The sequence below is a fragment of the Pseudomonas sp. TR47 genome (assembly GCF_044143025.1).
Lineage (GTDB): Bacteria > Pseudomonadota > Gammaproteobacteria > Pseudomonadales > Pseudomonadaceae > Aquipseudomonas > Aquipseudomonas putida_E.
The window spans coordinates 226,059-249,085 of sequence record NZ_JBHFCS010000006.1 but is presented as its reverse complement, the minus strand read 5'-3'; the positions used below and the strand labels follow the sequence as shown (position 1 = coordinate 249,085).

General features: G+C 62.5%; 19 protein-coding genes, 1 tRNA gene and 1 pseudogene. 9 read left to right on the top strand and 12 right to left on the bottom strand.

Annotated elements, in window-relative coordinates:
- Positions 1 to 10 precede the first annotated feature (10 nt).
- Positions 11 to 1,090, bottom strand: a complete 1,080-nt coding sequence (locus ACEWE8_RS09465) for a hypothetical protein (RefSeq protein WP_046787305.1) — start codon at positions 1,088 to 1,090, stop codon at positions 11 to 13.
- Positions 1,091 to 1,243: 153 nt separating this feature from the next.
- On the opposite strand from ACEWE8_RS09465, the gene ACEWE8_RS09460 reads away from it, so the two are divergent.
- The 5 genes from ACEWE8_RS09460 (at position 1,244) to ACEWE8_RS09440 (ending at position 5,216) form a co-directional block, all read left to right on the top strand.
- A complete protein-coding gene (locus ACEWE8_RS09460; protein ID WP_046787304.1) occupies positions 1,244 to 1,552 on the top strand; it encodes a PepSY domain-containing protein in 309 nt (102 codons plus the stop codon).
- Positions 1,552 to 1,866, top strand: a complete 315-nt coding sequence (locus ACEWE8_RS09455) for a PepSY domain-containing protein (protein WP_012313687.1) — start codon at positions 1,552 to 1,554, stop codon at positions 1,864 to 1,866. The genes ACEWE8_RS09460 and ACEWE8_RS09455 overlap by 1 nt, the downstream gene beginning before the upstream one ends.
- Entirely contained in the window at positions 1,867 to 2,535 is a 669-nt protein-coding gene (locus ACEWE8_RS09450) for a response regulator transcription factor (protein WP_046787303.1), read from the top strand.
- Positions 2,532 to 3,851 carry a sensor histidine kinase gene (locus tag ACEWE8_RS09445; protein WP_046787302.1) on the top strand — a complete coding sequence of 440 codons (1,320 nt, stop codon included), beginning with the start codon at positions 2,532 to 2,534 and terminating at the stop codon, positions 3,849 to 3,851. Before ACEWE8_RS09450 ends, ACEWE8_RS09445 begins: the two co-directional genes overlap by 4 nt.
- Positions 3,852 to 4,058: 207 nt before the next feature.
- Positions 4,059 to 5,216, top strand: coding sequence for an HPP family protein (locus tag ACEWE8_RS09440; protein WP_046787301.1), 1,158 nt, complete (start codon positions 4,059 to 4,061; stop codon positions 5,214 to 5,216).
- Here the strand turns inward: ACEWE8_RS09440 and ACEWE8_RS09435 are convergent.
- A complete protein-coding gene (locus ACEWE8_RS09435) occupies positions 5,190 to 6,056 on the bottom strand; it encodes a LysR family transcriptional regulator (protein WP_039602801.1) in 867 nt (288 codons plus the stop codon). The genes ACEWE8_RS09440 and ACEWE8_RS09435 overlap by 27 nt on opposite strands.
- A gap of 180 nt (positions 6,057 to 6,236) precedes the next feature.
- On the opposite strand from ACEWE8_RS09435, the gene ACEWE8_RS09430 reads away from it, so the two are divergent.
- On the top strand, positions 6,237 to 8,126 hold the full coding sequence (locus ACEWE8_RS09430; protein WP_046787362.1) for a propionyl-CoA synthetase: 1,890 nt from the start codon (positions 6,237 to 6,239) through the stop codon (positions 8,124 to 8,126).
- Between the two features lie 34 nt (positions 8,127 to 8,160).
- Here ACEWE8_RS09430 and zapE read toward each other — a convergent pair whose 3' ends face one another.
- Positions 8,161 to 9,243, bottom strand: a complete 1,083-nt coding sequence (gene zapE, locus ACEWE8_RS09425; protein ID WP_046787300.1) for a cell division protein ZapE — start codon at positions 9,241 to 9,243, stop codon at positions 8,161 to 8,163.
- A gap of 105 nt (positions 9,244 to 9,348) precedes the next feature.
- Entirely contained in the window at positions 9,349 to 9,591 is a 243-nt protein-coding gene (locus ACEWE8_RS09420; RefSeq protein WP_039602799.1) for a hypothetical protein, read from the bottom strand.
- Between the two features lie 269 nt (positions 9,592 to 9,860).
- On the opposite strand from ACEWE8_RS09420, the gene ACEWE8_RS09415 reads away from it, so the two are divergent.
- Positions 9,861 to 9,935, top strand: a tRNA-Gln gene (locus tag ACEWE8_RS09415).
- 126 nt (positions 9,936 to 10,061) lie between these two features.
- Here the strand turns inward: ACEWE8_RS09415 and ACEWE8_RS09410 are convergent.
- The 4 genes from ACEWE8_RS09410 to ACEWE8_RS09395 all read right to left on the bottom strand — a co-directional run bounded on the left by ACEWE8_RS09410 (position 10,062) and on the right by ACEWE8_RS09395 (position 16,620).
- Entirely contained in the window at positions 10,062 to 12,449 is a 2,388-nt protein-coding gene (locus ACEWE8_RS09410) for a response regulator (RefSeq protein ID WP_367904135.1), read from the bottom strand.
- Between the two features lie 14 nt (positions 12,450 to 12,463).
- On the bottom strand, positions 12,464 to 12,925 hold the full coding sequence (locus tag ACEWE8_RS09405) for a response regulator (protein WP_046787299.1): 462 nt from the start codon (positions 12,923 to 12,925) through the stop codon (positions 12,464 to 12,466).
- 15 nt (positions 12,926 to 12,940) lie between these two features.
- Positions 12,941 to 15,211 carry an ATP-binding protein gene (locus ACEWE8_RS09400; protein WP_046787298.1) on the bottom strand — a complete coding sequence of 757 codons (2,271 nt, stop codon included), beginning with the start codon at positions 15,209 to 15,211 and terminating at the stop codon, positions 12,941 to 12,943.
- 260 nt (positions 15,212 to 15,471) lie between these two features.
- The gene (locus ACEWE8_RS09395; protein WP_395589296.1) at positions 15,472 to 16,620 is read right to left on the bottom strand and encodes a M14-type cytosolic carboxypeptidase; all 1,149 of its coding nucleotides are present in this window, start codon (positions 16,618 to 16,620) and stop codon (positions 15,472 to 15,474) included.
- A gap of 330 nt (positions 16,621 to 16,950) precedes the next feature.
- On the opposite strand from ACEWE8_RS09395, the gene ACEWE8_RS09390 reads away from it, so the two are divergent.
- A complete protein-coding gene (locus tag ACEWE8_RS09390) occupies positions 16,951 to 18,126 on the top strand; it encodes an MFS transporter (protein WP_046787296.1) in 1,176 nt (391 codons plus the stop codon).
- A 43-nt stretch (positions 18,127 to 18,169) separates the two neighbouring features.
- Here the strand turns inward: ACEWE8_RS09390 and ACEWE8_RS09385 are convergent.
- Positions 18,170 to 18,686: pseudogene (locus ACEWE8_RS09385) on the bottom strand (DUF4880 domain-containing protein).
- 437 nt (positions 18,687 to 19,123) lie between these two features.
- Positions 19,124 to 19,435 (bottom strand): DUF6124 family protein, encoded by a 312-nt coding sequence (locus ACEWE8_RS09380; RefSeq protein WP_046787295.1) that lies wholly within the window; start codon positions 19,433 to 19,435, stop codon positions 19,124 to 19,126.
- A gap of 130 nt (positions 19,436 to 19,565) precedes the next feature.
- Here ACEWE8_RS09380 and ACEWE8_RS09375 point away from each other — a divergent pair, with 130 nt between their 5' ends.
- Positions 19,566 to 20,228 carry a LexA family transcriptional regulator gene (locus ACEWE8_RS09375; protein ID WP_046787294.1) on the top strand — a complete coding sequence of 221 codons (663 nt, stop codon included), beginning with the start codon at positions 19,566 to 19,568 and terminating at the stop codon, positions 20,226 to 20,228.
- Between the two features lie 33 nt (positions 20,229 to 20,261).
- Here ACEWE8_RS09375 and ACEWE8_RS09370 read toward each other — a convergent pair whose 3' ends face one another.
- On the bottom strand, positions 20,262 to 22,214 hold the full coding sequence (locus ACEWE8_RS09370; RefSeq protein ID WP_046787293.1) for an acetyl/propionyl/methylcrotonyl-CoA carboxylase subunit alpha: 1,953 nt from the start codon (positions 22,212 to 22,214) through the stop codon (positions 20,262 to 20,264).
- Entirely contained in the window at positions 22,211 to 23,026 is an 816-nt protein-coding gene (locus tag ACEWE8_RS09365) for a gamma-carboxygeranoyl-CoA hydratase (protein WP_012313711.1), read from the bottom strand. Before ACEWE8_RS09365 ends, ACEWE8_RS09370 begins: the two co-directional genes overlap by 4 nt.
- Position 23,027 lies beyond the last annotated feature (1 nt).

Here is a 23,027-nt window from a genome sequence, read left to right as displayed (position 1 = left end):
AGCATGGTCGCTACAAGGCTTGCAGGCGTTCGTGCAGCCGCCCGGTGGCGATCAGCTCCAGCAGTTCGTCACCCAGCCGCTGGCTTTCGGCAATGGCCTGGTACCAGTAGCGCTTGCGGCTGGGTGCATCGCCCATGAAACGCTTGAAGTCGTTGCGGTCGGGCAGCTTGCCGAAGGGCAGTGCGGCCAGGTACTGCGGTGACGGCGTCACCAACAGCACATTGCGCAGGCGCGTGGCATCGCCCTTGCGCCATGGCAGCGCCTTGTCGAACCAGCCAGGCACGACCTTGTCGGTGAAATGCGGGTAAAGCACCAGGTCGTCGCCGCGGTATGGCAGGTCGAGGTGATAGTCGAGCAAACCGCCGTCGCGGTAGGTGCCCGCACCCGCACCGGGGATGTCGCGCACGCCTTCCATGACCATCGGGATCGAGCCGGACGCGAGCAGGGCGTGGCGCAGGTTGCCCTGGCCCAGTGGCAGGTAGCGTGAGGGAAAGTCTGTGAGTTGATCCAGCGGCGGGGCGGCACGCTCATCGTGCAGGATGACCCGTTCGAAATGCCGGCCCAGGCGCGAGCGCCCCAGCAGATTGCTGGCGATCACCGAGCCCAGCCCCATCCCCAACCGGCCGCGGTGGTCGTGGGCAAGATGGCCGTGGCTCTTCACCACCAGGATGTTCAGGCGGTAGTACGGGTTTGCCAGGATCTGCCCATCGCGCCCTTGCAGCAGGTCGTCGAGCATCTGCTGGCAGCTGCGGCTGATCTGGGCTGCGGTCACACCTTTGGCGAAGTCCTGTTCGGTATACAGTTCACCGAGGCGGCGGATGCCAGCGATCGGGTCATCGAGGCAGGCGCTGGCGAAGCGCCAGGAGCCGATCGATGCACCGATCAATGCCCGTTGGCGGGGCGCCGATGGCAGCCACTCGCCGAACAGCGCCAGGTCCAACCCCTGAATCCCCAGTGGTTTGGGCCCGCCAGCGGCACCCGGTACCACGCCGACGTCCGCTGCCTGCAGCCCGCGTTCGCGGATCTGCTGCAGGGCACGTTTGCCGGCCTTCAGGGTCAGAGCCGGGTACTTGATATGGATGGCGCTCATGGACGGCCTCGCAACTCACAGGAGGGCCATTATAGGGAGTCGCTGGTTGATGCGCTGCGCTATCATGGCGCCAGCTATTTTCAGGTTGAGTTAAGGACCGGTGGATAATCTTAACTCCGTAGACAAATTGCACACCTCGATGGAGAGAACCTGATGAAAACCCTGACTGCCTTGTTCACTGCCGCTGCGCTTGCTTTCGGTGCCAACGTCGCCCTGGCCAAGGACGTCCAGCCTGACGAAGTGGTCAAGCTGGTGAATGCCAAGACCATCAAGTCGCTGGATGAGCTCAAGGCCACTGCCGTTGCCAAGCACCCGGGCGCCACCGTCACCGATTCGGAGCTGGAAAACGAATACGGTCGCTACATCTACAAGGTCGAGATGCGTGACACCCAGAACGTCGAATGGGACGTTGACCTGGACGCCAAGACCGGTGAAGTGCTGAAGGACGAACAGGACCGCTGATGATCCACTTGACCCGGTCGGCGCGCTACCTGGCGCTCTCGCTGCTGGCCGTCTGCTCCTTGGCCGTTGCTCGCGACCTGGATCAGGATGAGGCCCTGCAGTTGCGCCAGAAAGGCGTGATTCTGCCGCTCGAGCAATTGCTCGAGACCGCCCTGGGGCGCCACCCCGGGGCGCGGTTGCTGGAGGCGGAGCTGGAAGAAGACGATGATCGCTACGAATACGAAGTCGAGCTGCTGACCACCGAAGGCGTGGTGCGCGAGATCAAACTCGATGCCAGCACGGGTGCCCTGCTCAAAGACGAGGAAGACGACTGAATGCGCCTGTTGCTTGTCGAGGACAATGTCCCCCTGGCTGACGAACTGATCGCTGGCCTGCAGCGCCAGGGCTATGCCGTGGACTGGCTGGCCGACGGCCGGGACGCGGTATACCAGGGCCAGAGCGAACCCTACGACTTGATCATTCTGGACCTCGGCCTGCCGGGGTTGCCGGGGCTGGACGTGCTGGCGCAGTGGCGTGCCGCAGGTCTGGCCACGCCGGTGCTGATCCTGACCGCGCGAGGCTCGTGGGCCGAGCGCATCGAGGGGTTGAAGGCTGGCGCCGACGACTACCTGAGCAAGCCCTTCCATCCTGAAGAGCTGCAGTTGCGCATTCAGGCGCTGCTGCGCCGGGCGAAGGGCCTTGCCAACCAGCCCCGTCTTGAAGCCGCCGGGTTGCACCTGGACGAAAGCCGCCAGTGCGTGAGCCGCGAGGGGGTGGACGTCCAGCTGACCGCTGCGGAGTTCCGCCTGTTGCGTTACTTCATGCTGCACCCTCAACAGATCCTCTCCAAGAGCCACCTGGCCGAGCACTTGTACGACGGTGAAACCGAGCGTGACTCCAACGTGCTCGAAGTGCACGTCAACCATTTGCGCCGCAAGCTGGGCCGCAGTGTCATCGAGACCCGCCGCGGGCAAGGCTACATCTACGCCGGGAGCACCGGGTGAAATCGATTCAGGCACGCTTGAGCCTGGGCCTTGTAGCCGTATTGGTGGTGGTCGGGGTGGTGCTTGCGCAGCTTACCTTGTGGTTGTTCGAGGCCGGTTTGCAGCGCTATCTGGAAAACGGCCTGCGCAAGGAAAGCGAGAACCTGCTGGTGGCGCTGGTGCGCGGGCCTTCGGGGTTGCAGTTGGATGAGCGGCGCATTTCCGCCGCCTATCAACGGCCGTTTTCCGGTTACTACTTCCGCATCGATTTCGACAAGGGCACCTGGCGCTCGCGCTCTTTATGGGACCTGGACATGCCGAAACCGGCCGCGCCCGGTCTCTCCGATAGCCACGAGCTGGGCCCGGAAGGCCAGCAGTTGCTTGCGCTGCGTGCCAATTACCGGCGGCTGGGCCAGGACATTTCGATCAGCGTCGCCCAGGATTACTCGCCTGTGCGCGAGGGGTTCCGGCGCCTGCAGCAGATCGGCCTGGGGATGGGCCTGGTGGCGCTGATCCTGGTGCTGGTGTTGCAGCGCATCACCGTCACCCGCTCGTTGCGCCCGCTGGAGCGGGCGCGTCAGCAGATTGCTCAGTTGCAGCAAGGCCAGCGCTCGCAGCTCGATGCCCAAGTGCCCAGCGAGCTGGCACCGCTGGTAGGTCAGATCAATCATCTGCTCAGCCATACCGAAGACAGCCTGCGCCGTTCGCGCAACGCGTTGGGCAACCTGGGTCATGCATTGAAGACGCCATTGGCGGTGCTGCTGAGCCTGGCGTCCAGCGAGCGCCTGAATGGCTTGCCCGAAGTGCGTGCGCAACTGCGCGAGCAACTGGAGCAGATCCAGCAGCGCCTGGCACGCGAACTGAACCGGGCGCGCCTGGCTGGGGATGCGCTGCCTGGCGCTCAATTCGACTGCGATACCGAGCTTCCGGGGTTGCTCGCCACCTTGGGCATGATCCATGGCGAAGGCTTGCTGCTCGAGCGCGATGTACCGCCAGGGTTACTGCTGCCTTGGGACCGGGAGGACTTCCTGGAGCTGCTTGGCAACCTGCTGGATAACGCCTGCAAATGGGCTGACAGCGAAGTGCGCCTGGGCATAGCCCCGACCACCGAAGGCTATCAGGTGTGGGTCGACGATGACGGTCCGGGCATACCTGAAAGCCAGCGCCTGCAGGTGCTGGAGCGCGGTTCGAGGCTGGATGAGCAAGTGGATGGGCATGGCCTGGGGCTGGGAATCGTGCGGGATATCGTCGATGCCTGGGGTGGGTCTTTGGCCTTGCTCCAGAGCCCTTTGGGCGGGTTGCGGGTGAGTATCGATTTACCGCGCAAGGTGCGCTGACCCTCTCTGGCCCTGTCGCCGGCAGCCGCACTGCAAAAAAACTGCAGTACAGCCGCATTTTTTTGAATTGGCCCAAGCCCGACACTGGGCGGCACAATCCCCTGACGAAACCCTGCGGTTTCCATCTCTCCACGGACGGAGCCCCTAGGGCCCAGGCCAGTTCGGCTGGGCTTTCTTTTGATCAGAACCACAAACACGATTACTTGAATGACTGCCTTGCGTTCCGAAAGTCGCCTGCAGCGGCTGTTGCCGTCGCCCCTGAATATTCCTCCAAAACAATGGCTGCGTGCCGGCATCGGCGCGCTGCTCGGTTTGTTCCTCGCCGGCTGGTTGACCGGTATGGCCTACGGGCCTGGTATCGCCTTGCACCTGCTGGGCCCTCTTGCGGCTTCGGCAGTGCTGGTGTTCGCCGTGCATTCCGGGCCGTTGGCCCAGCCCTGGCCAGTGCTGGGCAGCTATGCGCTGGCGGGCGCAGTGGGCCTTGCCATGCGCGAGGGGTTCGGCCCCCACCTGTGGGTTGCGGCGGCTGCCTTGGGCATCTCGCTTTTGCTGATGTGCCTGTTGCGCTGCCTGCACCCGCCGGGTGGCGGTGTTGCGGTGAGCGCGGTGCTGGCCGATTCAGGGCTGACGGCGCTGGGCGACCACCTGCTGGAGCCCGTGTTGCTCAACGCGCTGATTCTGGTGACGGTGGCAGTGGTCTACAACCGTTTGACCGGCGTGCATTACCCCAAGGGTGCTGCGCCACGCAAGGACCAGCACCACACCCACGACCCGTTGCCCAGCGAGCGGGTCGGGGTCAGTGGTGCGGACCTGGATCAGGCGTTGGAAGAGTTGGGTGAGTTCGTCGACGTCACCCGCGATGAACTGGAGCGCATCATCCTGGCCACCGAGCAGCATGCCCTGCAGCGTAGCCTGGGCGGGATCAGCGCAGCTTCGGTGATGTCCCGCGATGTGCAGTTCGCCGCCCCCGACACCACCCTGGAACAGGCCTGGAAGATGCTCGCCAGTCATCACCTGAAAACCCTGCCGGTGCTGCAACAGGGCAAGCTGGTGGGTATCGTCAGCCTCAGCGATCTGCTCGGTCCGGCCATGCAGCGTGGCCGGTTCAGCTGGCGGGGGCTTTTCGCGGGCAAGGCCGTGCGTATGGAGCAGGTGATGAGCCGGCAGGTCATCAGTGTCAGCAGCCAGCACCCATTGCAACGCCTGCTGCCCCTGCTGTGCGAGCAAGGGCTGCACTGCCTGCCAGTGATCGATGGCGACCAGTTGGTCGGTGTGATCACCCAGACCGACCTGATCGCCGGCCTCAAGCGCCAGTTGCTCAGTGGCGCTGGCAGCGTTTCAGATCAGCGGGTCCCAGCGTTGTGACCAATCGCTGGCGCCGGAGGCCACCAGCCGGCGCAGCACCGCGAAGGCCTGTTGCAGGGCCTCGCTGTCGCGCTTGCGCGGGTAGACAAGGAAGGTCGGGTAGGTGAACTCTGGGGCTTGCGGCACCCGCTCGAATACCCCGCTGTCCAGATACGCCTGCACCACGCGGGTACGGAAATAGCCGCTGCCGCCTTTGTCGAGAATGAACTGCAGGGCCAGCGGCCCGAGGTTGAAGCTCAGCGCCGGTCGCGCGCAGTCGGGCAGGGCGGCGTCGTGCTGGCGGCGGAAGGCCTCGCCCCAGTCGATGTAGATGTACGGGTCGGGTTGCTCGACCCGGCGTATGCGGATCAGCTTCTCTTCCATCAACTGCTCTACCTGCAGGCCCGGGCCGTAGGTGGGCTGATAGACCAGTGCGGCGTCCAGCAGGCCCATCTCTACCTTGCGCAGCAAGGACTCACCGTCGCTGACCTCGCTGCGGATGGCGTGGCTGGGCAATGCGCAGTGCAAGGCGCTGACCCAGTCAAGCAGCATCGGGTTGCCCAGGCTCACTTCTGCCCCTACGTGCAGCACTTGCTGGCAGCCTTCAGGCAGCGGTAGGTCACGGCGCGCGGCCTCCCACGTCTGCACCAGCTGGTTGGCATAGCTGACGAAGGCTTCGCCATCACTGGTCAGGCTGGCGCCGTTGCGGCTACGCACGAACAGCTGGCAGCCCAGTTGCTGCTCGAGGCGCTGCACGCGGGCGGTGATGGCGGTCTGTGACACGAACAGGCGCTCGGCGGCGGCGACGAGGCTGCCGCACCGTACGACTTCCAGAAAGGTTCGGGCCTGCTCGATATCCATGGGCTGCTCTGTGGCGGGAAGGGTTGCCTATTCTAGAGGCTTTGCACCGTTATGGGGCGCTTTCGCCAGCGCTGCAAATCTGCATATGCGTTGTGACTTTAGTCCCATGGCGGCCGGTGCGTGGCGGTCCATACTCAAGGCTCGCCCTTCAATAACAACAAGTACCGGGTTGCCATCAACATGACCTACCAGCACAGCTACGCCCATTCCATTACCGACCCTGCTGCCTTCTGGGCCGAACAGGCCGAACATCTGGCCTGGTACCGCAAACCCACCCTGACGCTGCAAGAAAACCCGGACGGCACCCATCGCTGGTTCGCCGACGGCCGCCTGAACAGCTGCTACCTGGCCCTCGATCGGCAAATCGAGCTGGGCCGTGGCGAGCAGATGGCGTTGATCTACGACTCCCCCGTGACCGGTGTGCAGCAGGCGTTCACCTACAACCAGCTGCGTGACGAGGTGGCGCGCCTGGCCGGGTTGCTACGCCAGCTGGGGGTGGGCAAAGGCGATGGGGTGATCATCTACATGCCGATGGTGCCGCAGGCGGCCATGGCCATGCTCGCCTGCGCGCGTATCGGTGCGGTGCACTCGGTGGTGTTCGGTGGCTTTGCAGCCAACGAGCTGGCCCTGCGTATCGATGATGCGCGGCCAACCCTTCTGCTGACGGCGTCCTGCGGACTGGAGTTCGACCGGGTGATCGAGTACAAGCCGCTGGTCGACCGCGCGCTGCAACTGGCTCGCCATCAGCCGCGCCACGTGCTGGTGCTGCAGCGGCCCCAGGCCAGCGCCGGGTTGCAGCCAAACCGCGACCTTGACTGGCAGCAAGCGCTGGTAAATGCCGAGCCGGTGCCTGCGGTCGAGCTGGAGTCGGCAGACCCGCTTTACATCATGTACACCTCTGGCACCACGGGCAAACCCAAGGGCATCGTCCGTGAGAACGGTGGCAACGCGGTCGCCCTCTGTTATGCCATGCGCCACATCTACGGCATGCAGGCCGGTGATGTGTGGTGGGGCATTTCCGATGTGGGTTGGGTGGTCGGCCATTCGCTGATCGTCTATGGGCCACTGATGAGCGGCTGCACCACGGTGTTCTACGAAGGCAAGCCGATCCGCACCCCGGATGCGTCGGCCTATTGGCGTGTGGTTGAGCAGTATGGGGTCAATGCCTTGTTCTGTGCGCCGACCGCCATGCGGGCGATCCGTAAGGAGGACCCGGATGGCGAGCTGATCCGCCGGCATGACTTGAGTTCGCTGCGCCAGTTGTTCCTGGCCGGGGAAAAGCTCGATTCAAGCACCCACCAATGGCTGGAACGGGTTACCGGCAAGCCGGTGCACGACCATTGGTGGCAGACCGAGACTGGCTGGCCAGTCACCGCGCCATGCGTGGGGCTGGAGGGCAGCGCGGCGCGTCCGGGTTCGAGCAACCGCGCGGTGCCGGGTTATCACGTACGTGTGCTGGATGACGATGGGCACTTGCTGGGCCCGAACCATCAGGGCGCCATCGTCATCGCTCTGCCGCTGCCGCCCGGTTGCAGCCAGACCTTGTGGGGCGATCATGAGCGCTACCTGCAGGCTTATCTGCAGACTTACCCGGGTTACTACCACACCGGTGATGGTGGCTACCTGGATGACGATGGCTTCGTCTACATCATGGGGCGAACCGATGACGTGATCAACGTCTCCGGCCATCGCCTTTCCACCGGCGAAATGGAGGACCTGGTGGCGTGCCACCCTGCGGTGGCCGAATGCGCGGTAATCGGTGTGCATGACGAGATCAAGGGCCAGGTGCCCTTGGCGCTGGTAGTGCTCAAGGACGGGGAGGGCATTACCGAGGCGCAACTGTTGGTGGACTTGGTGGGCAGGGTGCGTGAAGCGATCGGCGCGTTGGCCTGCTTCAACCGGGTGCGCTTGGTGAAACGGCTGCCCAAGACCCGCTCGGGCAAGATCCTGCGGGCGGTGCTGCGCAAAATCGCCGATGGCCAGGCGTATGTGCCGCCCTCGACACTGGATGATCCGGCGGTGCTCAAAGAGATCGAAGCGGTGCTGGCGGACCTGCCCAGGGCAGGCTGACCGGTTGGCCTGGCTAGCGCGTGAATGCGAGGGTTCAGCCGATGAAATCCTGCGGGCCGACCTGATGCAACTGCCCCAGCCGGCTGCGGGTGCGCATCAGGTCGGCAATGGTGCCGCCAAGGCTCTCTTCCAGCCGCCGCTGCCCGATCACCGTCACCTGGCAGTCCTGATCGTACAGCACATCCACCAGGTTGACGAAGCGCTGCTGCGCTGCCAATGAGCACTCCGAGAGGTCATCCAGCCCGTCGATGATCCAGGCATCATATTGCTGGGCAAGCTGCAGATAATCGATCACTGCTGTGGGCTGCTCGCACAGGTCGTCAAAGGCGAACATCACCAGCCTGCCGTGACTGGCGAGCGCGCGAAGGTTGCGTTTGTTCACCTCAAGCGTGAGCGGGTGCGCGGGCGGCACCTTCAGCGCAAGGCGTTGGGCCGCACCGCCCGGCCATACATAATGGCCCTGGGTAAAGCGCTGGTGTTCGCGGTTGGCCGGCAGGCTGCGAAAGTCTGTGTCGCCGCCCACTTCAAGGACCTCCATGCGGCCATGGATCAGGCGGATCACCGGCAGGAATCGCTCGTGATACAGCGGGTTGGGCAGCAGGCCCTCGGGGGCGTAGTTCGAAGTCACCAGCACGAAGATGCCACGCGCGAACAAGGCATTGAACAGGCGGGTGAGCAGCATGGCATCACCGATGTCATGCACATGGAATTCGTCGAAACACAGCACCTTGCAGTCGCCCAGCAATGCGTCCAGCGTGGCGCCAAGGGCATCGTCCAGCAGCCTGTGACGGTGCATGCCCTGGTGCAGGCGGGCAAAAAAATCATGGAAGTGCAGGCGTTTTTTCGACTCGATCGGCACTGCCTGGAAAAAACCGTCCAGCAGCCAGCTCTTGCCGCGGCCAACCGACCCGTACAAGTAAAGGCTGCGTGGTTCGCCGGGCAAGCGGGCAAGCTGCTCGGCCATGGCCTGGATGACCCGGCGCTGGCCCGCGCTGAGCTGATAGCCACGGCTGCGCGCCTTGTCTTCGAACCATGCGAGCAGTTCGCTCTGGCTGGAGGTGGCGGGTCGCAGGCGTTGGCCCAGTTGGCGCAGGGGGGAGGGGATCCAGGCAGACAAAAGCTAAGCTCCTTGGGCACAGGAAGGTCAGCGCGCAGCTTGCCCCAGGTCGGCCCTTTTAACCAATAGAAAAAGTGCGGGGCTTCTATCAGTTGGCCGGATAACTCAAACCTTGCGTTCCAGCTGACGCTCGATCATGTACTTGATGGCCAGCCGGCGCTCCTTGAGGTGGCGCAGGTCGTCGTCCTGAAAGTTACCTGCTGAAATCGCCTCGGCAGCCAGTACCTGGTTGTCGATGTCGACGTACTCGTCGAGCATTCGGTCAAGGGTCTTGTCCTGTTGACGGCGCTGCTGGACGATCTCGCGGGGGTAGTGCAGGTCCTGGTACAGGTCGTGGGAAACGGGCATGGCATCCTCCTTGGTCAATGCAAATGGCTTATCTGATTGGAAGGGCGCGATGCGATTGTGTTGAAGCCAAGCGGATTAAATGCGACGGATGGTCGTTTTGCGGCGTGTGAACGGCCCGCAAAACACTAACCTGCTGTTTTAAAGCATTTTTTTTGCGCAAGGGGCTTCCCAGGTGCAAAGAATGTTGTTAAAGTGCCGCGCATTCCAAGACAACAACCCAGTTGTCACTCAGTTGGAATGGTCAGAGCAGCTAACGCTGCATCCGATACAGGGGCGTCGCCAAGCGGTAAGGCAGCAGGTTTTGATCCTGCCATGCGTTGGTTCGAATCCAGCCGCCCCTGCCATTTTCTCGTTAAACATCCATTCCTGATTCAGTGCAGATGACTATCGACGCTGGGTTTTTTCGTTTCTGGCGTTTGCGCAAGCCCATCGCCAGCTGACGACAATGGGCCCTGTCAGCTACAGCGCGATTACCTGTTCACCCGCAGCAGTTCATCCAGCACGCGGGCCAGTTCCTCAGCCTGCACCGGCTTCTGCATCACCAGGCTGTCCGGCAAATCCAGCCCTTCCAGCTCGGCATACCCTGTCAGAAACACCACCGGCAAGCGCGGATGCCGTTCACGTGCGGCCAAAGCCAGTTGGGCACCGTTGAATTCGGGCATGGCAAAGTCGGTCAGCAACAAGTCGATCTCGTCGTCCAGCTGGGCCAATGCCTGTTCGCCGCTGTGTGCCTGGCGTACCTGATAGCCGTACTGGCGCAACACATCGCCGAGCATGTCGCGCACCAGGTGGTCGTCATCCACCAGCAGCACCGTGCGGTCGCGGCCACTGTCGCTGATGGACTGCGACGCAGCCGGGATCACCGGGTCCGCCGCCAGCTCATGCTTCACTGCGGGCAGGTAAACGGCAACCTGGGTGCCATGCCCAGGCGCGGTGTCGATGCGCACACCGCCACCAGACTGCTTGGCAAAGCCGAACACCTGGGCCAGCCCCAGGCCCGAGCCTTTGCCGATGTCCTTGGTGGTGAAGAAGGGTTCGAACACCTTGGCCACCACCTCTTCGCTCATGCCGCAGCCGGTGTCGCGGATGCTCAGCATCACGTACTCGCCCGGCTCCGGGTCTTCCGGCCGCTGCGGGCGGGCCTTGATCCGGGTATTGCGTGTGGCCAGCGTCAACTGGCCACCGTCGGGCATGGCGTCGCGGGCGTTGATCGCCAGGTTGAGAATGATCATTTCGGTCTGGGTCGGGTCGGTCAGCGCTTGCCACAGGCTGTGGTCCAGGTCCAGGCGCACAGAAATGCTCCCGCCCAAGGTGCGGCGCAGCAATTCCTCCAGGCCGCCCAAGGTGCGGTTGAGGTTCAGCGGTACCGGTTCCAGGCGCTGGCGGCGGGAGAAGGCGAGCAGCTGTGAGGTCAGCTTGGCGCCGCGTTCACCCGCCTCGCGGATATGCGTCAGGCGTTTGCGCGCTTTTTCCAGGTCACCTTTGTCCAGGTCGCGCTCAAGGAAGCTTGAGCCGGTAAGGATGACTGTCAGCAGATTATTGAAGTCGTGTGCAACACCCGCCGTGAGCTGGCCGACCGCCTCCAGCCGTTGCATCTGCTGCAACGCTGCCTCTATGCGCTCGCGCTCGGTGATCTGTTCGCGCAGGCGGTCGTTGGCGTCGGCCAGGCCCATGGCTGCTTCGCGCTCGCTGGTGATGTCGCGGGCTACCACATAGAGCAGCGTGTCTTCCGGTACCACCACCCATGACAGCCAGCGCAACTGGCCGCCTGCATGCTGGATACGGCCGACGAAGCGCGCGCTGGTGCGGCCATGGGCGAGGGAGGCGAGTTCGGTCAGCAGTGCTTCCTGGTCCGGTTCGGGCAGCAACTGCAATAACGAGGTCTGGCTCAGGCGTTCGCGCGAGAAACCCAGGCTGGCCTCCCAGGCAGGGTTCAGTGCGACCGGTGTGAGGTCTTTGTTGAGCACCGCGAGCAAGTCCTGGGAAAGCTCCCAGGCCCGGTCACGCTCGCGGGTACGGCGCTCGACCCGCTCGCCGAGCATTTCGTTGAGCTGTTTGAGCGCCTGGGTCGCCAGGCGCTGGGCGTGGATGTCCTGGAGTACGCCCGAAAAGCGTGTGCAGCGGCCATCGACAAACTGGCTCTGACCGCTGCTGAGCAGCCAGCGCGGTTCCAGGCCGTTGGGTTGGGCAATGCGAAATTCGGCCCGGTAAAGCCCGTCGCTGTCCGGGCGCATGGCGTATTCCACCGTTTCGCGCACCCGTTGCACGTCTTCTGGATAGATGCCGGCATAGAAAACGTCAAGGCTCATCTCGGTGTCTACCGGCAGACCGAACAGCGTCTTGCAGCGGTCGTCCCAGATCAGCAGCCCTTCTTCCGGGCGAAAGTCCCAGGTACCCATGCCGGCTGCATCGATGGCAATCCGGGCGCGTGCCTCAAGGTCCGCCAGGGCTTCTTCGGCACGGCGGCGACGCTGACGTTCCTGCACTTCGGTAAGCGCCCTGCGCACTGCCTTGGGCAGCAACGACAGGTTTTTCTTCAGTACGTAGTCGGTGGCACCCAGGCGGATCATTTCCACCGCGTGCTCCTCACCGTATATGCCCGACAGGAAGATGAACGGCGTATCCGGCGCCAGGCGCTGGGCGATGGCCAGCACGTCGGTACCGGACGAGCCGGGCAGCACGCAGTCGCAAAGGATCAGGTCATAGCTGGCTTCGTGCAGGGCATGCTCGGCGGCGACATGATCGAACACCAGCTGCGACTGCAGCTGCAGTCCGCTGCGCTCCAGGCTTAGCAAGGTCAGCTCGGCATCCAGCGAGCTGTCTTCGACCATCAGTAATTTGAGCGGCGTTGGCAGCATGTTCGCGGCGGGCCTCAGTTGCTGCCACGCCGGTTGAGGCGTAGCGAGCCAGGTGGTGGTTCGTTGAGCACGGCCCAGAACACGCCGAGGTCGGAAATCGCCGCGACGAACTCCTTGAACTCCACGGGCTTGACCACGTAGGCGTTGACCCCCAGTTCATAAGCCCGCAGCAAGTCGGGCTCTTCCCGCGACGAGGTCAGCATCACCGTCGGGATGCTGCGCAGCTCGGGGGTGGCACGCACCTCCCTTAGCACTTCCAGGCCATCGACCTTGGGCAGTTTCAGGTCCAGTAGCAACACGGCGGGGTTGCCGTCGTCGCGCGCGGCATAGGCGTTACGCCGTAGCAGATAGTCGAGGGCATCAGCGCCGTCGCGCAGAACGATGACCTCGTTGGCCAACTGGCTACGCTCCAGGGCCAGGAGCGTCAGCTCCAGGTCCCGGGGGTTGTCTTCTACCAGCAGGATAGGTTTGAGCATGATTGAACCGGTGCCTCAGTTTGTTTCTGGATGACGTGGAAGAGTGAAATGGAAGCTGGCGCCCTGGTCGACCTGGCCTTGGGCCCAGACTCGGCCATCATGGCGCTCGATGATCCGCCGCACGCTGGCCAGACCTATTCCGGTGCCCTCGAAATCCTCCATGCGGTGCAGCCGCTGGAACACCCCGAAGAGTTTGTTGGCATAGGCCATGTCGAAGCCCACGCCATTATCGCGAATATAGACTTCGATTTCCTCCGCGTGCTGGTGTGCGCCGATTTCGATGCGCGCAGGTTCGCGGCCACGGGTGTACTTGATAGCGTTGGCGATCAGATTATGCAGCGCCAGGTTGATGAACGCCGGGTCACCGATCACCTTGGGCAGTGGTGCGACGTCCCAGACGATCTCGCGCCCTTCATAATCGGGCGCCAGTTCCTGGCGGATGGCTTCTACAAGCGCATTGAGGTCAACATCCGACAGGCGTAGCGCCGAGCGGCCCATCTGCGAGAAGTTGAGCAGGTTATCCACCAGGCTGCCGGCGAACTGCGCAGCTTCCTCGATGTGCTTGAGAAAGCGCCGGCCGCGTTCACTCAAGCCCTGGCCTTCGATTTCGCCTAGCAGTTCGGTGTAACCGGCGATATGCCGCAACGGTGCGCGCAGGTCGTGTGACACGCTGTAGCTGAAGGCTTCGAGCTCCTTGTTCGAACGGCGCAGCTCGTTGGCCAGTTGCGCCAGCTCTTCGGCCTTGCGCAGGACAATGCCGAGCACGGCGGTGCGCAGTTCGACCACGCCTTCGATCGTCAGCGGGTCCCATGGCTCGCAGTAGCCGCCCAGCTGTTCCTGCCAGTGTTCGAAGCTGTGCCGCGGGTTCAGCGCGCCCTGCGGGCCTATCTGTTTGTCGGGCCGTCCGGCCCAGTTGACCGTGCGCACCTGCTCGGGGCGGAACCACAGCAGGTAGTGCGAGTGGATCTGGGAAATGGCCACTGCCAGCACGCCACCGGCATGCTCGGCCAGCTCGGGCAGTTCGTCGATGTCGCGGCGCACGTTGTCACTGTGGAACACCGTCTCATCATGACGCTGGGCCAGCCAGTGCACCAGCGCAGTGACCTGCGCTGCCGGCGGCGTCTGGCCAATCAGGTCGCAGCGCTCGGCGGAAATGACCGCTGCGCCGCTTGCCCCGGCGAAGGCCAGCAGCACCTCGGGCTGCGCGCGCAGGCCCTCGCTGACACTGTCATGGTCGGCCATCGAGGAGATCATGCGTACGATGTGCTGGCGCAGGTCGAGCAGCTTCCGGGTATTGGCGTGGGCCTCACGCGACTCGATCTGCAGCGACAGCACACTGGCCAGCAGCTCGCAGGCTGTGCGGGTGCGCAGGTCGACCGGTCGAGGTTGCTCGTGGTGGCACGACACCAGCCCCCACAGTTGCCCATCGACCACGATCGACAGTGACATCGACGCCAGGGTGCCCATGTTGCGCATGTACTGCAGGTGCACCGGCGACACGCTGCGCAACGCGGCAAAACTCATGTCCAGCGGCTTGCCGGTGCGCGGGTTGGCCGCCGGCACCAGCGGTGAGGCCTGGTAGTCGGCATCTTCGATCACACGAATGCGGTTGACCCGATAGAGCTCGCGGGCCTGGCGGGGAATGTCCGACGCGGGGAAGCACAAACCCAAGTAGCGTGGATAGCCGGCATCAGCCACTTCAGCGAGCACCTGGCCATTGCCCTCTTTATCGAAGCTGTAGGCCTTGACCCGGCCAAAACCGGTGATTCGCTTTATCTGCAATACAGTCTGCTGCAGCAACGCTTCCAGGGTTGCGGCGTTGTTCAGGCTACTGACGAAACCCCGCACCAGGGGGTAATAATCGCCTTGGTCGACCGGGCCGACAGGCTGACGAACGGGCTCGAACTCAGCGATCAGTACCTGATCATGGCGATGGGTCAGCAGGCGCAGCCGGTCGTTGCAGGGTGCCCCATTACGCAGGAGCACATCGCCGATGTGGAAGGGGAATACATCGTCGCCGGGCAGGCGCTCAAGATGGGAACGCAGATCGAAACTGTCGCTGACCACGTCGGCGAAGGTGCATCCCACCAGCTCAAGGGCGGGCACACCGAGCCAGCGTTCGACATTGTCGCTGGCCTGGAGGATACGCAGGTCCTGTTCATCCAGCACCAGCAGAAAACCATGTGGCTGGATGCTGCCGGGTACCTGGATCGGCTCCTGGGCGCAGCGTTCCACGGCTTCGGCGAGTGCGATGTCGGTGGTCGTCAATGGATACGCTCCTGTCATGTTCGTCCATGCATGGCGCGCATGCGTCTGATGCGGGCTCGGTGGCTGCTGCGCACCGTAACAGAATGCGCACTGCTTTGCCGGCCTATGGCCATTGGAGGCACGGGAGGCGCTTGGGTTCGATGCCAGCCGAAAATTTCTTTGCTGTGGGCAGTGCCAGACGATGTCTGCGGTTTGTACCGGGACAGCTCGCAGACACTATATAGAGATATGAGCGAGGGTATTGGAGCGGGCTGGCCTCGCGAAGAGGCCAGCATTGATCAGCGCAAATCGTCAGCCATCTTCAGCAAGGTCTCCAGCACCGCCCCTGCCAATGCCTTGGACCGCTCTCCCGACCAGCCGGTCACCGGGTTGGGCGCATCGTCATGGTCCTTGAACGGCATCTCAAGGGTCTGCGACAGGCAGTCGTACGCCATGCCCACCGCATTGCACGCCAGTGTCGTATTGGCCTGCCCCGGCTCATCGCGGGTATAGCCATACTTGGTCTGGAAGTCAGGCGTAACGCTGCATAAGGTGCTGCGGAACTGCTCCTCAAGCTTGACCAGGCGTGGCGTGTACCCCGGGTTACCCTCACACGCTGCGGTGAACACGTGCGGGATTTCTTCATCCCCATGCACATCGATGAACGCATCCACCCCGTACTGCTTCATCTGCGCCTGGGCAAAGAACACCTCCGGGCTAGCCTCGACGCTGGCGTCCTGCCAGGCCCGGTTGAGGTCCTGGCCCTTGAAGTTGGTGCGCAGGTGGCCGAGGAAGGCGCCATCCGGGTTCATGTTTGCGATCAGGTACAGGTCAGCCTTGGCCAGCAATTGCTGGACGACGGCTTCATTGGCTTGAAGACGGTCGATCACCCCCTCCATGAACCACTCGGCCATGTGCTCGCCCGGGTGCTGCTGGGCGATCAGCCAGAGCTTGCGTTTGCCTGCGGCTCCGTCGCCTGCGCGCAACAGCGGAATGTCGCGGCCCTGCACGCTGCGGCCATGGGCCAGCAGTTCGACACCGGGAATCTGCTGGGCACGCTCGATCAACTGGTTGTGGCGCGCACGCGGGTAGGGCTCGAAGTAGGCGAACCAGATCTGCTCCTGCTCGGCTTTCACTTCGAAGGCCAGTGCCTTGCCATCGAACTGGCTGGGCACACGGAACCAGGTTTGCTGGTCGTACGAAGCCACGGCGTTATAGCCGGCCCAGGCGTTCTTGTAGGAAGACTCGCTGGCGTTGTCCAGGCTGAAGCGATGGACCTGACCGGGCGTGAGGCCGCTGACCTTGAAGTGGAACCACTGGAAGTGGCCGCTGTGGGTGTCCGGGCGAATGGCCAGGTGGACCTGGGCAGGGTTACTGGCATCCAGGACCTGGATGTTGCCGGAATCGAAAGCGCAGTCGATCTGCAGAGGGGACAGCGTCACGGTCATTGGCGTGGCTCCTTGGGCTTTGTTGTGGGGGGGTACTGTACACCCCTCGCGGGGGAGGCTGTGTACAAAAACAGCACCCTCAATGATTTCCTATTGTTGGGAAGTTAATTCCAGGCTGGTTAAGCAGTTGATAGATCGAACTGGAATGGGCGGGTCAGGACGGACTAGTACGATGTTGGGTTCAAGAATCCTACACGTTTTTAGGGTGTTTCATTCAGTAATCCCGCTTGTGTGTATTGCCTGTGTGGGTTCGTATATGCATTGAAAAAAATAGTGGAACGGTTAGGCGTGTTGGTCAGCGCCCTGTCGTCAGTAACCGGAGTGGGTGGCGTGCCTGCTAAAACTACTGCCCTGTCGATTTTACTCATTCTTATCAGTCTGCTGGGTGTATTCCCACTCGACGTCATTTTGCCTTCTGTTCCGCAGATGGCTGAGTATTATGCAGTCGATACAAAGCGCATTGCCTATTCAGTGAGTTTATTTGCGCTGGGTGTGGCTCTATCCCAAGCGGTGATCGGCCCGCTTTCCGATTGTGTGGGAAGAAAACGCTTGCTGATCGCTGGGCTCTTGGTAGGCATCGCAGGGGCAATCGGCTGCATGCGCACCACTCACTATGAGACCTTCATGGTGTTTCGCCTGTTGCAGGCCATGGGCTGTGGCTGTTTCGTACTAAGCCAAGCGCTGGTGCAGGATAGTTACAGTGGCCAGCAGCGCAATGCGATGCGAATTCTTCTGACCAGTGCAAGCGGCGTCTTTATCGCGTTGTCGCCGTTAGCAGGCAGCGTGCTTCAGCAATATTGGGGGTGGCAGGGGAGTTTTCAGGCGTTTGTCATGCTGGCAGTATTGGTGCTGTTACTTTGTTTGATGTTATTGGGTGAAAATAGAGCCTCTCGCTATCGGGGAGGTTTTTTGCCTGGCTATTGCCAGATTCTGAAGGACAGAAAGTTTCTTGTGTATTCGTTCTTCTCCTGTTTGGCATTTGCCTGTCACTTTTCATTTGTTGTCGTATCCCCCTTGTTGCTGATGGGGCCGCTAGGGTTGACGGAGTTCGCCTTCTCCATGGCGTTCCTCTTGTATGGGTTGGCCTACATGGTCGGCGGTGTAGTTGCCAATTCGCTGAATCGAAGTATGAGTACACAGGCGCAGATTGGTTGTGGATTTGCACTGATAGGCACCGCTGGCATTGCCCTGCACCTTGCTATTTCAAGCGGTGCACTGGTGCTCATCGATCTTGTATTGCCATTAACCTTATGCACAATCGGCACGACGATCGTCCGCCCGGCTGCAACCACGTACGCACTCAGTCGGCATCCCGATCGCGCAGGGGCTGCTGCATCGGTCAGCAACACATTGCTCTTTGCGTGCGGTGGGGGCGTTAGCCTGCTGGTGGCTTCATCAGGAGAGGTGAGTTTGGCAATGCATCTGGCAGTGAGTTTTATAGCCTCTTGCCTATCAGGCTGGTTGCTCCTTGCCTGCGTGTCCGGGCTATTCGGACATAAGCCTTGATTTGGCAGGGGTACTGGCTTTGCATCCTGCCGACCCTGACGGCTTACGCCCAGTAGCCAAACAGCACCAGCGCCGCCACGCCCAGCCCTACTGCAATCGAACACCCACCCAACGAAATCGCCGCTCGCCCTTGCCGATACCAGTTATCGTGCCCCAGCTCCCTCGCTGGGGCGAGCAGGCTGCGCCAGCGCAGTTCGGTGTCATGGAAGGCTTGCAGGTGCGCTGCATCGGCGTCCAGCCAGCGCCGAAAATCAATGCGCTCGCAGGTGGTGACCTCAGGGCTCTGCAACCGTACATACCATTGGCTGGCAGCGCTGGCCACAGCATCACCGTGCGGGCGGGCCGTTTGCAGGGCCTGGTTCATGTGCCGTTCGATGCTCAGCAAGGGCAAGTCGAGGCGCCTGGCGATGCCGGCGAAGTCCAGCTGGTCCAGGCGATTGAGCAAGGAACACTTGCTGAACGCGGCGTGGCAAGCGCTTGAGCCCGTGCAGCAGGGCATCCTCGGCGTCGTGGCCGGTAGCGGGCGTTGGGTGCTCAAAAGGCAGCAGCAGGCGGCTCATGGTCAGCTCCTTGCTCAAGAGTAGGGGTGGGGGCATCTTCCGTGATGCGAAACCAGCTTAGTAGAAACGAGATTGATTCTCAAGTGCTGATTCCGCAAAGTTTTGTAATGAGCGTTCACGCCCTGACACACTTTTGCTATCATCGCGGCCATCAATGATCTTCATTAGCCTGAAGAGCCAAAAAAAAAGACCCGGCAATAAGCCGGGTCAAAAACCGTGATTAGCCTGATGAGGAGATAATCTGAGAGCGACCTAAGCTCCAGGTTATCCAGCAGATCTCGCGATCAGCTGAGTGCAATAATAATCGTTATCATTTGCCAGTCAAATGATTTTTCACCTATCCGGTAAAAACTTTTGCTGGAGCACTCCCTTGTCCCGGCAATCGGGGCCCCTTGCCGTTACCTGGCCACCACGTCTCTCCCTATTCCAGTTCCAGTCTAAAGACCGCTCTGCACGGTCCGCTTGTGCTCCAGCAGCGCCCTGGCCATGTCCATCATGTGCATCAGTGCAAAGGTCAGCTCGCGGTGGCTGCCTTCCTGATGGGTGGCGGTTTCATGGGCGGTGGCGGCCGCGCAGCGCAGCAGCGCGATGGCGTGCTCCTGGGCCTGGTCTGCGGTGACGCCTTCGTGGAGTGTCCAGATCTTGTTGTCGATGCTGGGGCGCGGCGGGTTGGGGTTGAGGTAGTAGTCGAGGGCGCGGCGGGCTGCTTCGCTGTCGAGTTCTGTTTCGTCGTTTTTCGGTGGTTTCATCGCGATACCTTCTGATTTCCCTTCAAACACAATGAAATCAGAGCATAGGTCAATCTGTACTATTAATCCTGTCACAAATAATTCAGAGTGTGTATTGAAGCGGCTAATACAGTCCGTATTGTTGCCGCTCATGGAAAACTGGAACGCATTTCTCAAGCGCTACAAGCGCGAACATAATCTCAGCCAGCTCAAGCTGGCCGAACGTCTGGGCATGACTCAGGGCGGCGTGGGCCATTGGCTGCGTGGGACGCGGCGGCCAACGCTGATCACCATCAACGAGAAACTGGAAAAGCTCGGGTTGGTGTACCTGGAGGCCCAGGTCATGGTGGTTGAACGTGAGGTCAATGACCTCACGCGTGAATCCAGGGGCACCTACGGCCCCGCACGGCCTTTGTCGGTTGAGGCGCTGCGTTATGCAAGCTTCCGTTTCCCTGTGCTGAGCTGGGCTGATCTGCAGGGGCCTTTACCTGAAAAGAGCGACCTGCACGAACAGACTGACTATATGCCGGCGGGTAATGCATTTTGGCTGGCAGTGGAAAACGACTCGATGAACGCCGCCAGTGGCAAGAGCGTGCCGGAAGGTATGCGTATCCTGATCGATACGGGGCTCGAGGCGCAGCCGGGCAAGTTGGTGATTGCCAGGCAGCCGGGGCGCTTGGCGGTCTTGCGGCAATTGATCGAAGAGGGTGGGGAGCGGATGCTCAAGCCCCTGAATACCCGTTATCCGACGGTTTTGTGTGAGCCAGGGTGTGAGTTTCTCGGGGTGGTTGTGCGGGTGCACGGCTCCTTCTAGATTGCCGGGGCCGCAAAGCGGCCCTTGCTTGCATCACTCCACCAGTTCGACCAGCACCGTCCCTTCGCTGACCATATCCCCTTCCTGGCAAAACAACGCCTTCACCGTCCCACCTTGCGGAGCGCGGATGCTGTGTTCCATTTTCATCGCCTCCAGCACCACCAGCGCAGTCCCTGCTTCCACCGCCTGGCCCGGCTCCACCAGTACCCGCACGATGCTGCCATTCATGGGCGCGCCCAGCCCGCCCTGATGGCTGTGGCTGGCTTCGGCCTCAGCGATCGGGTCAAAGGCCTCGATGGCATGCATTTCACCATCCCAGCGCAGGTATAGCGTGCCACCGCGGCGCACTGCCAGGTAACGCCTGCGCACGCCGCCTTGATCATGCCCGAGCTGTTCGCCGTCCAGCTGCCAGGCCAAAGTAGCGCCGTGCTCAAGGGTAACTGCCTGGCTTTCGCCGCCGCTGCGTAAATGCAGGCTGCTGTGCGCTGGCAGGCCCAGGCGCAAACCCGTGCGCTCAGCCCAGGGGGAGCGGTTATCGTCGTCACGCTGATGCGGCGCCTGGCCCTGCAGCCAGGCTTCCCCTGCGGCTTGCCAGAAGCCTGCGGGCAATGGCTGCGGTACCGGCAGCAGTACCTCCTGATGACGTGGAATAAAGCCTGTATCCAGCTCGGCCGCCGCGAATGCGGGATGGGCGAGGATGCGGCGCAGGAAGGCAATGTTGGTCTTCAGCCCGCCGATGGCGAACTCGTCCAGCATCGCCAGCAAGCGCAGGCGTGCCTGTTCACGGTTTTCGCCCCACGCGATCAGCTTGCCCAGCATGGGGTCATAAAAGGATGAGACCTGGTCTCCCTCGCTTACCCCGCTGTCCACCCGGCGACCTTCGCCAGGTGCCGACTCGCGGTACAGCGTCAGGGTGCCTGTAGCCGGCAGAAACTCATTGGCCGGGTCTTCGGCATACAGGCGCACCTCGATGGCATGGCCGATCAGCGGCACCTGCGCCTGGGTAATCGGCAGCGGCTCGCCGCAGGCGACGCGGATCTGCCAGGCCACCAGGTCCAGGCCGGTGATAGCTTCGGTCACCGGGTGCTCTACCTGCAGGCGGGTATTCATCTCCATGAAGAAGAACTCGCCACGGGCATCGAGCAGAAACTCCACGGTGCCGGCACCGACATAACCGATGGCCTGGGCGGCGCGCACCGCCGCTTCGCCCATGGCCCGCCGCAATTCAGGGGAGAGCCCCGGCGCAGGCGCTTCCTCGACCACTTTCTGATGGCGGCGCTGGATCGAGCAGTCGCGCTCATTAAGGTACAGGCAGTTGCCGTGCTGATCGGCGAACACCTGGATCTCGACGTGGCGGGGCTTGAGCACGTACTTTTCCACCAGCATGCGCGCATCGCCGAACGACGACTGCGCTTCACGCTGGGCCGAGGCGAGGGCATCGGCCAGCTGGCTTTCTTCCTCCACCACTTTCATGCCCTTGCCGCCGCCCCCGGCGCTGGCCTTGAGCAGCACCGGGTAGCCGATGCGCTCGGCGGCGGCGCGGAAGGTTTCCAGGTCCTGGGCGTCGCCGTGGTAACCCGGCACCAGCGGTACGCCGGCCGCTTCCATCAGCGCCTTGGCTGCCGATTTGCTGCCCATTGCATCAATGGCGCTGGCCGGCGGGCCAAGGAAAATCAGCCCGGCGTCTTCGATGGCTCGGGCAAAGCCTGCGTTTTCCGAAAGAAAGCCGTAGCCTGGGTGAATGGCCTGGGCGCCGCTGGCTTTGGCCGCAGCGAGCAATTTGTCGATCACCAGGTAACTGTCAGCGGCTTTGCTGCCACCCAGGTCGACACGGATATCCGCTTCGCGGCTGTGGCGGGCATCGCGGTCGGTGGCGCTGTGCACGGCCACGGTGGTCAGGCCCATGGCCTTGGCGGTGCGCATCACCCGGCAGGCGATTTCGCCACGGTTGGCGACCAGCAGCGTGGTCAATGGCGGGCGGCTCATGGGCGCGGCTCCTTGTTGGGCTCGGTTTGCCAGGCGGGGCGACGTTTTTCCAGGAAGGCGCGCAGGCCCTCCTGGCCTTCGGCGCTGACACGGATACGGGCAATGGCGTTTTCACAGTAGCGGCGCAGGGCAGGGCTGAGCTCACCGTCATCGACTTCGCGCAGCAGGTCCTTGGTGGCGCGCAGTGCCTGCGGGCTGTTTTGCAAGAGGTTGTCCACCCAGGCTTGTACCTGCACTTCCAGCTCACTGGCCGGGTACACCTCTGCCAACAGCCCCAGTTCCCGGGCCCGTACGCCGCTGAAGCGTTCGGCGGTCAGGGCATAACGGCGCGCGGTACGCTCACCGATGGCCTTGACCACGAACGGGCTGATCACCGCCGGGGCCAGGCCGATGCGCACTTCGGACAGGCACAGCTGTGCATCCTCGGCGCCGATAGCCATGTCGCAGCAACTGATCAACCCCAGGGCGCCGCCAAAGGCCGCGCCCTGCACCACGGCCAGGGTGGGTACCTTCAAGCGGTGCAGGGCGTACATCAGTTCGCCCAGTTCACGGGCGTCATCGAGGTTGGTGTTGAAGTCCAGCTGTGCCGATTGCTGCATCCACGCCAGGTCTGCGCCGGCGCTGAAATGCCGGCCACGGCCGCGCAGCAGCATGAAGCGCAGGCTGGCGTCGTCGGCCAGCTGGCCGAGGGCGACGATCAGCTCGCGGATCATCTGTGCATTGAAGGCGTTGTTCTTGTCCTCGCGGCTCAGCCACAGGGTGGCGAAGCCGCGCGGGTCGCGGATCACTTCGAGGGTGCTGAAATCGCTCATG